This window comes from Haloferax litoreum, from assembly GCF_009674605.1.
Taxonomy (GTDB): Archaea; Halobacteriota; Halobacteria; order Halobacteriales; family Haloferacaceae; genus Haloferax; species Haloferax litoreum.
Window position 1 is genome coordinate 45277 of the sequence record NZ_WKJO01000002.1, and the last position, 13251, is coordinate 58527.

10 protein-coding genes are annotated in these 13251 nt (G+C 58.1%); 7 read left to right on the plus strand and 3 right to left on the minus strand.

The window, feature by feature from the left end; translation table 11 throughout:
- The first annotated feature begins 29 nt into the window (after positions 1–29).
- The 6 genes from GJR96_RS15615 to GJR96_RS15635 all read left to right on the plus strand — a co-directional run bounded on the left by GJR96_RS15615 (position 30) and on the right by GJR96_RS15635 (position 6245).
- Positions 30–1628, plus strand: a complete 1599-nt coding sequence (locus GJR96_RS15615) for an ABC transporter substrate-binding protein (RefSeq protein ID WP_151164651.1) — start codon at positions 30–32, stop codon at positions 1626–1628.
- 21 nt (positions 1629–1649) lie between these two features.
- On the plus strand, positions 1650–2654 hold the full coding sequence (locus GJR96_RS15620) for an ABC transporter permease (RefSeq protein WP_151164156.1): 1005 nt from the start codon (positions 1650–1652) through the stop codon (positions 2652–2654).
- Complete coding sequence (locus tag GJR96_RS15625) at positions 2641–3687, plus strand: ABC transporter permease (RefSeq protein WP_394349501.1); 1047 nt, start codon at positions 2641–2643, stop codon at positions 3685–3687. Before GJR96_RS15620 ends, GJR96_RS15625 begins: the two co-directional genes overlap by 14 nt.
- Positions 3688–4776 (plus strand): ABC transporter ATP-binding protein, encoded by a 1089-nt coding sequence (locus GJR96_RS18205; RefSeq protein WP_394349502.1) that lies wholly within the window; start codon positions 3688–3690, stop codon positions 4774–4776.
- On the plus strand, positions 4773–5870 hold the full coding sequence (locus tag GJR96_RS18210; RefSeq protein WP_151164158.1) for an oligopeptide/dipeptide ABC transporter ATP-binding protein: 1098 nt from the start codon (positions 4773–4775) through the stop codon (positions 5868–5870). The genes GJR96_RS18205 and GJR96_RS18210 overlap by 4 nt, the downstream gene beginning before the upstream one ends.
- Positions 5871–6011: 141 nt before the next feature.
- The gene (locus GJR96_RS15635; protein ID WP_151164160.1) at positions 6012–6245 is read left to right on the plus strand and encodes a hypothetical protein; all 234 of its coding nucleotides are present in this window, start codon (positions 6012–6014) and stop codon (positions 6243–6245) included.
- A gap of 556 nt (positions 6246–6801) precedes the next feature.
- Here GJR96_RS15635 and GJR96_RS15640 read toward each other — a convergent pair.
- The 3 genes from GJR96_RS15640 to GJR96_RS15650 all read right to left on the minus strand — a co-directional run bounded on the left by GJR96_RS15640 (position 6802) and on the right by GJR96_RS15650 (position 11041).
- Positions 6802–8985: an amino acid permease gene (locus tag GJR96_RS15640; protein WP_225317761.1), complete on the minus strand. Its 2184-nt coding sequence runs from the start codon at positions 8983–8985 to the stop codon at positions 6802–6804.
- Between the two features lie 31 nt (positions 8986–9016).
- On the minus strand, positions 9017–9724 hold the full coding sequence (locus GJR96_RS15645) for a universal stress protein (RefSeq protein WP_151164163.1): 708 nt from the start codon (positions 9722–9724) through the stop codon (positions 9017–9019).
- Between the two features lie 417 nt (positions 9725–10141).
- Positions 10142–11041 carry a hypothetical protein gene (locus tag GJR96_RS15650; RefSeq protein WP_151164165.1) on the minus strand — a complete coding sequence of 300 codons (900 nt, stop codon included), beginning with the start codon at positions 11039–11041 and terminating at the stop codon, positions 10142–10144.
- 586 nt (positions 11042–11627) lie between these two features.
- Here GJR96_RS15650 and GJR96_RS15655 point away from each other — a divergent pair.
- Positions 11628–12482, plus strand: a complete 855-nt coding sequence (locus tag GJR96_RS15655) for a DUF7847 domain-containing protein (protein WP_151164167.1) — start codon at positions 11628–11630, stop codon at positions 12480–12482.
- Positions 12483–13251 lie beyond the last annotated feature (769 nt).

The window sequence follows — 13251 nt, forward strand, 5'->3', positions numbered from 1 at the left end:
CGAGTGGGACGACTGTCCTCGACAAGAAGATGGTCGGTGCCACGAACAACGGCGTCCCGACGAACCTGCACCTGAACCCGGAAGCGACACAGAACTACGACCCACGAGCAGGGAACTTCGTCTTCGAACGCTTCGCAGCCTACAACTTTGCGACCGGTGAGTTCGAGATGGCCGCCCTCGAAGCGTGGTCTATCGAGGGACAGACGGTGACGCTCACGCTCCGCGACGACCTGACGTGGGACACTGGCGAGGACGTGACCGCACGTGACGTCCTGACCCAGTTCCGCCTGATGAAGAAGATGAAAGCGTCGCTCTGGGACTTCACCGAGAGCGTCGAACAGGGCGAAGACGACAAGACTGTCGTTCTCAACCTGAAGCGACCATCCAACCCGGAAGTCATCAAACACACTCTCGCCAACGGTTCACTCCGACTGTTCGCCTACCACCCGACCTTCGAACAGTTCCTCGACAAGGGAGCCGAAGAACTCCAGCAGTTCAAATACGAAGGAGACGTGGTGGCGAGTGGCCCCTTCTCGGTCGAGTCGAAGTCGAAGCAGTCGTGGGAACTCACGAGGAACCCCGAGTACTACGGCGCTGATAACATCAACTTCGCGGGTATCTCGCTTCTCTCGCGGGGAGACAATACGGCACTCCAACAGGGCCTGATGGGCCGCGAACTCGACTTCGTCACGAGCCTCTTCGCGCCGCCGAAGATTGTCGCCAACTTCCCCGACTCCGTCGAAGAAGTCGCTATATCCGCGAAGTGGGGGTACGGCGTCCTGTTCAACCACGACGACCCCGACTTCGGGAAGCGAAACGTCCGACAGGCCGTCGCCCACGTCATTAACCGCCAGCAGGTCGCCGAGAACGCAGGGCCGCGAACGAAAGCTCCCGCTCCGAAGGTCACTGGCGTCGCTCCGAACGACCAGGAAACGTGGCTCGGTGACGCGTACGACTCCTTCGAGAGTTACGGCATGGCAGAGTCCCAGACGGACAAAGCCGCTGCGCTCCTTCGTGAGGCTGGCTACTCGAAAGAAGGCGGTACGTGGAAACACAGCAGTGGCCGAACGCTCGGTGGAACGTACTACACACCCGCTGGCTGGACGGACTGGACCACGGCGACGAACACTGTCGTCGACCAGCTGAACTCGTTCGGCTTCGACTTCGAAATCAGCCAGAAACCGACGGGCGATTACTTCGGCGGCTACGTCGAATCCAACTTCAAGATAGGTGCGTTCTACTGGATGCCCGGAGGGGCGCGGTCGGCGTTCCCGTACTTCCCGCTCCGTTGGCAGCTCAACATCCCGGACATCGACGGCGGGCACAACTTCCCGGAGGGTGAACAGACGGTCCCCGGAATGGACGGCGGCGAGATGTCTATCGACCCACTGTCGGAGATTCAGGAAGTTTCGACCACGCAGGACCGAGCTACGACGGAGGAAATCATCAAGCGTGTCGCGTGGCACCACAATCAGAACCTTCCAGTGTTGGGACTGGTTTCGAAACTCGACCAGTCGTGGCTCACTGACGACGAGTGGGACATCCCGGAGGAAGGAAGCGACGAACGAGCAGTCAAGTGGCCAAGCGAGTGGCTCCCACGCCAGGGCCAGCTCATGGCCGAGAAATGACCGGATGGGAGTCACGTCACGATGAGTAACTACTACGTCCGTCGGACGGGCAGGGTGTTCGCTACTATCTTCGCGGTGGCGACGCTCACGTTCGGACTGATTCGCCTCCTTCCAGGCGGACCCTTCACGCAATTGCGCGCGCAACTGCTCCGACAGGGTGTTCCGGCATCGGAAGTCGACGCTCGGATTGCGAATCTCCAGAACATCAACCCCAACGAACCGCTCTGGCAGCAATATCTGGATTACATGGGTTCGGTGGCTCAGGGGAATTTCGGTGAGTCCATCTCGCTGGGCGAACCGGTGGCACGAGTCATCGCCGAAGCGGTGCCGTGGACGGTGTTCGTCGTCCTCGTGTCGACGATTCTCATGTTCGCCGTCGGTATCTTCCTCGGGTCGTTACAGGCCTACTGGGAAGGCTCTCGGTTCGACAAGGCGTTCAGTGGTCTCTCGATTGCCCTGATGTCGGTCCCCTTCTACGTCGTCGCCGTCATCTCACTGTACATCTTCTCGTACCAGTGGGGATGGTTGCCGACGGCGGGAACAGTCGGGGCCAGCGTCGAGAAGGAACTGAGCGTCCCGTTCTTGCTCAGTGCACTCGAACACAGCATCTTGCCCATCTTCTCGTACACGCTTGGCGGGATTGGTGGGCAGGCGTTAGCCATGCGTGGGAACAGTATCCAGGTACTCGGTAACGACTACGTCCGTGTCGCAAGACTCCGAGGACTCGCCGACCGCCGAATCGCAACCCGGTACGTCGCGAGGAACGCCATCCTTCCGATGTACACAGGATTCTTACTGCTCCTCGGATTCCGCCTGTCGGGGACCGTCATTCTGGAGCAGATATTCTCGTACACCGGACTCGGATACTACATGTTCGCCGCACTGAAGGCGAACGACTACCCGCTCATGATGGCGACGTTCCTCGTCATCACCGTCGCACTCATCGTCGGTGTCTACATCGCCGACCTGACTTACAGCAAGATAGACCCACGAATCAGTGCCGGAGGTTCTGATGAAGCGTACTGAGGGACACGAGTCCAGCACGCTGGCTACGGACGGTGCTGGCGTCGACTGGCGCGGTTCGGCTTCGTCGTCGGTGACGGTGACTCGTGAGGAGCGACTTCGGGAGTTCTACGAAGAAAACGTCTTGAAACCGATGATAGTCGCGTGGTCGGACAGCAGAACCCGACTCGGACTGCTCATCATCGGCTTCTACCTACTGTTGTCTCTCGTGGCCATCTTCGGTCTCTGGCGAGAACCCTCGACGAGTCAGGCTCCCCGGTACCTGATGCTGTTCGAGAACATGAAGTACCCACTCGGGACGACCGCATCGGGGACAGACCTCGCCGCACTCATCATCCACTCGACCCCTGACATCCTGTTGATGGTCACCTCGGGTGGACTCTGGGCGACCGGTATCGCTGTCCTCGTCGGAACCGTCGCTGGCTACAAGGGCGGTTCTGTCGGACGCGTGTTGATGTCGATATCGGACTTCGTCATGGCCATCCCCGGTCTGCCACTGGTGATGATTCTCGCGATTACGTTCAACCCCAAGAACCCTATCCTGCTCGGCATCATCATCAACATCAATTACTGGGCTGGCCTCGGCCGGTCCATCCATTCACAGGTACTGACGATTCGAGAGAATAACTACGTCGAAGCCTCACGGACGATGGGCGTGAGCACGCCGCGAATCATCCTGAAGGACGTGATTCCGAACATCATGCCGTACGTGACGGTCAACTTCGTGTTCGCCGCACGGTACGTCGTGTTCGCATCTATCGGCCTGTTCTTCCTCGGTGTGCTGCCGTACTCCGACCAGAACTGGGGTGTCACCCTGAACTTCGCGTACAGTGGTGGTGCCCTGTTCTCTTGGAGTGCTGCACACTGGCTTCTCGTCCCGATGGCCGCGATTATCGGTCTCTCGATTGGGCTCATCCTCCTCGGACAGGGTATGGACCGGGTGTTCAACCCGCGCGTTCGCACTCGTCTGACGGGAGAGTCTGAATCGACGGCTTCGGGCGACGAGAAAGACACCGGCATGACGGAGGTACTGTAGATGACAGCCAAACAGCACGGCACTGCCAACACCACGACATCCATGACGACAGACGACCCAATCATCGAAATCACCAACGCGGCCGTCACGTACGACGGCGGCGAGACGTTCGTGTTGGACCACGTGAGCACGTCTATCGAACGTGGGGAGATTCTCGGTATCGTGGGAGAGAGTGGGAGCGGCAAGTCGATGTTCGCCGACTCGATGCTCGACGCTATCCCCGACCCCGGACGACTGTCCGGTGAGATACTCTACCATCGCGACGATGGGACCACAGTCGACGTACTAGAACTCTCCGACGACGAACTCCGGGAGTTTCGGTGGGAAGAGGTTGCGATGGTCTTCCAGGGCGCGATGAGTTCGTTCAACCCGACGATGAAGATTGGTGGGCACTTCAAAGAGACGCTGAAGGCCCACGACGCTGACGTTACGTCGGGGATGGAGTTCGCCCGGGAACTCCTCTCTGACCTGTACCTCGACCCAGAGCGTGTGTTGGACTCGTACCCACACGAACTCTCCGGGGGGATGCAACAGCGAGCACTCATCGCGCTGTCGCTCATCCTCGAACCCGAGGTACTGGTGATGGACGAACCGACTGCCGCCCTCGACCTCCTGATGCAGCGTTCCATTCTGACGCTCCTCGAGGACTTACAGGAGAAGTACGATCTGACGATGGTGTTCATCACCCACGACCTGCCACTGGTCGCCGAACTCGCCGACCGGATGGCCGTCATGTACGCCTTCCAACTCATCGAGGTCGGCAATCGTGAGCAACTCATCGGGAATAGTGGTCACCCCTATACGCGCGCGTTACTCAACGCGACGCCCGACATCGAAGCACCACTCGACGAGATGCGACCAATCGAAGGACAGAGTCCAGCACCGATCAACGTTCCACAGGGGTGCTCGTTCGCACCACGTTGTCCACTTGCCACTGAAGAGTGCCGGGTCGAAGACCCAGCGTTCACGCAACTCGACTCCGGCCACGCCGTGGCCTGTCACCACCCCGAAGACGCACGAGACGAGATTACGCTGCACTTCGAGCGTTCCGAGGAGTCCGCAACGGTCTCAGGAGGTGATGATTCGTGAGCCGTGTCGACGAATCGTCGACTGGTTCCGACCAGCACGACGAACCACTCATCTCACTCGAGAACGTCGAAGTCCACTTCGAAAAAGAGCAGGGATTGTTCGAACTCTTCGAGGACCCGGACGTGGTCAAAGCAGTCGATGGCGTCTCACTCGACATCGAGGAGAACGATGTCCTCGCACTCGTTGGAGAGAGTGGGTGTGGGAAGACCACACTCGGGAAGACGACCATCGGACTCCAGCGGCCGACGGGTGGGACGGTGACGTACAAAGGCCAGGACATCTGGGCCGCCAAAGACGGCAACGGAGAGATGTCGTTCGACGAGATTCGGTCGTCACTCCAGATTATCCACCAAGACCCCGGAAGCTCGCTCAATCCAAACCGCCGGATTCTGAACATCCTCGCAGAACCGATCAAGCTCACTCACCCAGAGGTCGGTGCCAGCGAGCGGCGCGAGCGGATTCACGCGCTTCTCGAACGAGTCGGGATGAACCCTGCAGCGGACTTCGCCGACCGATACCCACACCAACTCAGTGGAGGAGAGAAACAGCGCGTGGCGCTTTCTCGTGCCCTCTTGATGAATCCCGACGTCATCCTCGCAGACGAGGCGATAAGCGCACTCGACGTCTCGTTACGGGTCGAAATGATGGACCTGATGCTCGATTTGCAGGCGGATTTCGACACCTCGTTCGTCTTCGTCTCTCACGACCTCTCGAACGCACGGTACTTCGCAGAACACGGAGATGGTCGCATCGGTGTGATGTATCTCGGGAATCTGGTCGAAGTCGGTCCAGCAGACCAACTCATCGACGACCCCAGTCACCCCTACACCAACGTCCTCCGCTGGGCGACACCTAACCTGTCCCGTCATTCGGGTGAGGCTGGTGAGCCACCGATGCGGAAGATAGACATCCCAGACCCAGTGAACCCACCGAGTGGATGTCGTTTCCACACTCGCTGTCCCGAAGCACGTGAAGCGTGCCGTGAGGTGACTCCACAACTACGGCAGTCCGGCGAGAGTGCCGGGCATCGCGTCGCCTGCTTCAGGGACGACCCGGACCATGCCTACTGGGATAGTGACCCTCTGACGGATTAAGATCGCTGACGTGAACCGTCGGTTGCGGTTTCCACTCTCTCCTCTGGTCACCGGTGCGAAACTAGACTTCCATCTCTGCCGGAATCTGACCGAAACCGGTCGAATCGGGACCTTGATAATCAGTGCTGGATACGACACTGTATGGCACGCTTAGAGACCATTGCCGACGTTATCTGCGAACAGCGTGACCGGTTCCCGCTGTTCGTCGCCATCGGTATCGTGATGGGACTCCTCCTCGGGTTCTCGCTGTTGTACCTCGAACCGGGAACTGCCGCGTACGCGATTGCACTCGTCGACGTTGGCCTCGTGGCGGTCACAGTGGTCGGATTTGGCGGTGGCTTTTGGCTCTGTACGAAGCGGTCGATGGAGGAGTGAGACGACCCTCAACGACTGGCGACGACGGTGAGCACTCGGAGACTTGTCGAGTTGTAGCGTCCTCCACGGAACCATCGCATTGCCACAGTTTCGTTCGTACTTCATATTCGGGTATCGCCGGGAACATTGTTGATGCATTCCTTGTAGTGGGAAAATAACGCAAGATAAAATGGCTATCAGTGAAAACTTATCAATATAATAATATAATTTTGACGCTCAACTGTAGACTCGGAATTAGTCATTGGACCGTGGCGCTTGCGGAAGTTGAGTTATCTGCACGAGACAAACTGTGGTCTGAACGGTACTTCAATTTCAATTATCGAAGACAGTACCTCCTCGCTCGTGTCTCTCGCGATATTCCGGGAGATAATCCGTTGCAGATTCAGTCCGACACTGCCCCCTTTAACTCCATCTTATTAAATAACTCTGTGTTACCTCTTATTGCATAAAATAACCAATACTAACGGTGGTCGATGTCGACCTCAGTCCGTCCGACTGCAACCTGTGTCGACGTTGTATCGACCGGTGAGAGCGGGGAGAGGAGCGTCGTGGGGGATCACGAGCCGCGTATCAGGGCAACGTTACTCGGGACGTCATGCACGACACGTTCGGTGACTGTTCCGAAGGGTATTCGGGACCCCTCGGTCCGCCCCGAGAGACCGACGCAGACAGTGTCGTACTGACTGGTCGCTTCGACGATCGCCCGACCGATATCGTCGTTGACGACGACCTGGACCTCGTACTCGCCGGGGTCGAGTCCCGCCGCCTCGGCGGCGTCGACGACGACCGATCGCCCCCGTTCCTCGGCGTCCGAGCCGCTCTTCCCTCGGGGCGGCTGAACGTTCAGCAGGGTCGGGACGGTCCCGTCGACGGTTGCGAATTCGACTGCCTGATGTGCAATGACGGGCGCATTGTGGCCAGGAGCGATGAGTGCAACCGGCGTCCCAATGGTCTCGTTTTTGAGGTTGACGAGTGAGACATCACAGCTAGCGTTCCGAACCACCGGGTCGACCGTCGCACCGAAGACATGGCCGTCCCGTCCGAGCGTCCCGTCCCAGCCGAGGATGGCCTCGTCGGCTACCTCCTCCTCGAGCACGTCGAGTATCGCCTCTCCGACGTCGGGAGCGACAACCGTTCTGGTTCGGAGAGTGACGTTCATCTCGGCTGCGATGTCGTGGGCGCTCTTCAGAAGTTCGCGCTGATGCTCGAAGCGGTCGGCCTCGACGTTCTGAAACGGTGAAGGATGTGCGACCGGTGTAACATTGACCGCGACAAGTTCGGGTGTCCCCCGGTCCTCGTTGGCGTGCGCGCTGGCCGCCGCCAGACGGAGGAGGCCTCGCTGTGTCGCCGGGTTCGCCACCGGAACGACCACGCGAAACGGCTCGGCTGGTTTCCCCCGAATCGCTTCGCTGAGGAGTCCTTCGCTCACAACACGCCCCCGTGTGTAGGTCGCATACCAGACGACCCCGAAGGCGACGATTCCCGACCCGATGACGACGACGACAGTCGCCATCTGCGAGACGACGACGAGCGACAGCACCACCCCTAGTATCGGGACGGCCGGGTAGAGAGGCCGTGGAAGCGTGAACGAGGGGTCGTAGCCGTCCGGATCGGCCCGTCGGAAGACGACGAGTGAGATGTGGACGAGCGAGTAGGCGACGAGGAAACTGAAGCTCGCTGCCTCTGCAAGCAGCGCGATGATAGTCTCCACTTCGAGGCCGACGAGAATCAACAGCGCCGTCACGCCGCCAGTGGCCGCGATGGCTCGATGAGGCGTGTAGAACTGAGGGTGGCTCACGTTGAACCAGTCGGTCACGACTCCGTCTCTGCCCATCGCGTAGATGACCCGCGAGGCTGCAAGTATCGAGGAGTTCGAACTCGATATCGCCGCGATGATGGCGGCGAAGACGATTGCGACTACCCCCGCCGGACCCAGGTAGGTGACGGCCACGTCCGAAACCGGGATGGGTGAGTCACCGAGCGACTCGAAGGGGATTACTCCAGTGCTGACGAGCATGACGAGGACGTAAAGGATGGTCACCAGCACCACCGAGAGAATCATCGACAGCGGGATGATTCGACCGGGATTCTTAATTTCACCCGCGACGGTGGCGATGATCTCGAAGCCGAGAAAAGAGATGAAGACGATGCCAGTCGTGGCGACGACACCACCGGGTCCGAAGGGGGCGAACGGTTCGAGGTTCCCAGGGTCGATGAAGAACACGCCGACTGCGACGAACACGAGGATGATGGCAGTCTCGACCCCAATGGTGACGTTCTGGAAGGCGCTAGACTCCTCGGTGCCGTAATAATTGACCCCAAGGAGGAGGACAAGACCGACGAGCCCGAGGCCGACGATGAAGACCCGTCCGTCGAGGAACGGAATCGGTTCGACGAGATACTGCCCGAAGCCAATCATGTAGAACGCGCTCGCGAACATCAGCCCTGTCCACATACCCCAGCCGACGATGGCCCCGAAGAGTCCGCCGAGTGCGCGATTGACGTAGTGATAGCTCCCGCCAGCGATGGGCATCCCGGTCGCCAGCTCGGAAAGCGAGAGTGCCGCGAGTAGCGCGACGAAGCCAGCGATAGCGTAAGATATCGAACTTGCGGGGCCAGCGGTTTCAGCGGCGATGCCTGGGAGGATGAATATTCCCGCACCGATCATCGTTCCCCCACCGAGCGTCATCGCTTCGACGAATCCGAGCGTACGTTCGAGTTCGTTCCCCTCGACGCTCATCTCTCCCACCCCCATCCCGTGGCGTCTACGTTCACTCGACATCCCTCACGATGAGCGCTGGGACGTCGAGCGCGTCGACGATTGCCGAGAGAACGTTCCCGATGATGCGCTCGCGGAGCGAGGGGTCGGTCTCGCCGAGGACGACGAGGTCGTACTCTGCTCCGAGTTCGACAATGTCGGTCTGTGGGTCACCACCCTTCGAGAGCTGCCAGTCGACCCTGTCGCGTCCGACTCCGTACTCGACGAGGCGGTCGACGGCACCCATGAGGAGTAATTCTCCCTGAGTTGGATCGGTGTCTTCTGGGACCGAGTGGAACAGGGTGGCGGTCTCGTTGCCCGCGAGCAACAGGTCGGCGACGACAGCAAGGATTCGGTTGAGGTTCACGTCCCCGCGAAGAGGAACGAGGACACGCTCGACGACCGTCGAACGACCAGCCGTCAGCACTGCGTCGCAGTCGTACTCGTCCGCGATGCGGTCGATGGTGGCCTCACGGTCGTGCGTGAAGACGAGCACCTCGGCGGGATCACCGTGCTCGTCGGCGACTGCGTCTAGCCGGTCGGTGGCCTTGGAACCGTACTGGTCCCTGAGCAGTGCCGGTTCGGCCTGGTCCGGTACCGGAAAGTACCCGAGTAAAACCACCTCGACGGCGCCGAGATGGTCGAGGACGTCGAGGGGTGGCGGCTCTGTCCCCGAGACATCGACCGGGACGAGAATCCTCAGCTCGTCGATACGCGTCATGATGTCTCGACAATTCTCTCCCGGGCCGTTTCAATCCTTCGCGGGGGTGGAGGCGTCTCCGTACACCGGAGGGACCCACGTTCCAGTGAGCAGCGGTCCGAATTGTCGAACGGTAAATCTAGGGCTTCGTCGAGGGGTTGTCCCCCGTTCTTCCTGCTCTCGTCCCTGAAACGAACCCAGCCGGTTTGTTGCACTCACCCACTGTATGTTGTACGCACCCCCAGCGAGCAACAGTTCGCCGAGCCAAGTGATACGCCTGCTCAACGAACCGGAGCAACCGCGACTTCGGAGGGGCTTCCATCCGGCCAAACTACTGGGCGAACCTGTGACTCTTCGAGAATCTCAACAGAGCCATCTTTCCCTGATAAACATGAATAGGTGGTGGTGACGGGCGTCTCGGGGTCACCTAACGAGAGGCTACGGTCCTCGTCGGTCGAGGTTGTCTTCGAGTGCCGCGACAACTGCCTCGTCGTCGTTGAAGAGGTCGTATCGCCGACATCGAACGTCGACGTAGGGCAACGCTCGGTGGAGGACGATTGCGTTGTCGGTCACGCTGAAGCCATCGAACCTGGACCACGGGATGAGCCGACGTTGGACGAACCATCGACTCTCTCTGCGCTGTTCTAGCCCCGCCGACGTCGCGCGATACGTGCGCTTGGAAGCCAATGATCTGAGCCCGATGACGAGTACCATTCCGAAAGGCAGGACTGGAGTTACCGCCCTCCACCCCAGTTGCCAGAAAGCCAAGCCAGCAAGTAGGCCAACGACGGCAAGCACGCCTGCCATCAACTTGATTCGAGTTCGGTGTGGCCACGCTGCCGACCATTCGATGGCGACGTGGGCATCGTCGACCGTCGCGGTAGCCAGTCGGGAACGGGCCATGAGAACGAGGTGGCTGCCCAGTGACGTGGCAACTATCCCGAGGAAGAAGCCGATGAAGCTAACGAGAGTGGTAGTGCTGGCCGCTTGGAGGTCCGTGACGGCAAACGAGACGAACAGAAAAGAGTCAAAGAGGTATACTCCCATCGGGATGATGCCGACAACGGGGACGAGAACTGCAACCCAGGTCGAGTCGAACCATCCAACGAGATCTCCCTGTCGGATAACTCGCCGCGCGACTACGGCGGTGAGGGCTGCCCCCACGACCCCAAGCGAACCGACAGCGACTGGCCAACTCGTCAGGTCCATCGTTTGTACTACATTGAGTACCAGCGCTGGTGAGAGTAGCGAGGCGACGTAGAGTCCGGCCACGAGACTGAACCGCCTGTCCAGTCGCTCTGGCGTCTGGAACGGTCCACGGCTGGAGCGAACCTGCATGCGCTGAGTTCTTTTTCGACTGTCAATATAGGCTTCGATGGCTCTTGAAACGTTGAGCCACGGGGGTGTCTACCAGACTTTCAGTTCGTAGACAAGCACGTATCCAACGATGATGGAGAAGGCGATACTCGACAGGATAACCCACTGACCACTCCGGTACGAAACGGAATTTGCGACAATCCCGACCGGCACGATAACAATCGAAAGTGCAATGAAAGAGATGAAACCCCACTTCAACTCATTCAGATACACGAATGGTTCACCTGAGTACGGACTTTGAGCGAGAGACAAAGTAGTCTTTGCTGCAGATGCGTGCTGGATTCAGTACAACTTCAGCGAGCTAGCAACGTCTGGGGATTTCAACGATATCGAAGAGACAAATTGGGAATATAGCCGGTTGAACAACGACGTGATGTTGGTAATCACATGTTGCCACCTCTAATACACGTGACGGCGAAGATTACAGTTGTATCGGTGTAAATGATGCCAGACAAACCAAAAGAGCAGCTCTCGATGTGACCAATTCTGGATACGGCCGAATATTGCCAACCAGTATTTCTTTACCGATTGGATGTGCATCACGAATATGGCAGCCCTCCAATCATTCGGGACAGCTATTGGTGCAGTCAAACGGAACCCGATTCTGTTTGTCATCGCCGCAGCGTTCAGCCTCCTTCAACTTCCTGGGCTTGTAGCCCAATCTGTGAGTCCATTCCTCGGAAGCATAGTGTCGCTCGGTTTTAGTGGAATTATGATATTCATCATGCCTTTCTTCTTCGGTGGAGTCATCGGCATGGCCAACGAGGCAATTGGTGGCCATACCTCGTTCGAGACGCTCATTCGCGAAGGGAAATCCCACTACGTGTCCTTACTCGTCATCTACCTCGGTCTGTTCGCACTGAACCTCGTATTCGGGCTCCTCGGCGTCTTCACGGCGGCATTCGGTGGTGCATATATTCTGAGTAGTGGTGCACAACCGAGTCTCGTCACGATTGCAGTCATCGGCGTAATCGTCTTGGCCATTGTGGTAGTCTACTTAGCGGCCGTGTTTTTCACACAGTTCTTTGGCCACGCCATCGTTATCGACGACTTGGGTGCTGTCGATGGGCTCAAGCGAAGTGTGTCGTGTGTTTGGAACAACCTCCTGTCCGTCTTCGGCTACACGATTCTCGTCACTATTGGTGGTGGTGTTTTTGGTATCATCGGAGGTCTGTTTTCTCTCCTCACTTCGCCAACGTTCCAGAATCAAGGTGCCAGCATGACCAGCGCAGGTGCGGGTTCAGCTGCGACGCCCTTCCCTGTGAATATCCCATCGATTGGTATCGTTGGAGTTGTTGGACTCGCCGTTGTTTTGCTGGTCTTCAGCGGATTCTTTGGTGGGTTCTTCGCGGCGTATTCGACAGCATTCTATCGTTCGATACGGCCGGCACGGATGAACTGACTCACCTCGACATGAGGTGTTGTGGACCTTGTCACGAGACTCAGACAGAGGTGATTTGAACAGAGCACGCTGAGTTGAGGACCAATTGCCCCAATCCACTCTCTCGTACGTTCAAGGTTTCCAGTTAGAATCGGCTACCTCTGGATTGGGTACCTTCTCACCTACGCAATCCACGACGCTCGAAACCTTGTGGTTCGACGTTCGGCTGTCATCGCCGGAATTGTCGTTGTCATCCCAGTTCTCAACGCCGCCGTGAATCTCTTGTGAGAGTTTCACTGGTTTGCAGTCTACTCTCAATATGTGCTCAATGATGTTTCTGTAGGTGTCGAAAATCGAAACGTGCAATCAACGCAGAGTACACGCTGTAGTCCGCTTATCCATGGTCTGATGAGCAACAACCCGTCATGAGATATTTATCTGGAGACTGTGTGTACCAAACATGAACCCACGGTGGATTGCAGTCGCTAGCCTCTCACAAGCTCTTCTACTTGTGACATTTATCTTCGATTACTTGGAAGGGGACTCTACATTATTGATCACGGCTATCGGTAGCACCACTAGTATTGCTGGTGCTGCGTCATTCGCAATCGCGTATCGACGACAGAAGTCGGGAGACTCACCGTGGACGACTTCCCATTAACCAATCCTATCGAATGTACTCCAAAATCTCATGGCTTGTTGAAGTAATCCCTTCACATCGAATTCAGCCAGCCCACTCAGTCCTTTAGATTCAAGTAACGCAGCTGAGAACTATTCTGTGTGAGTATAC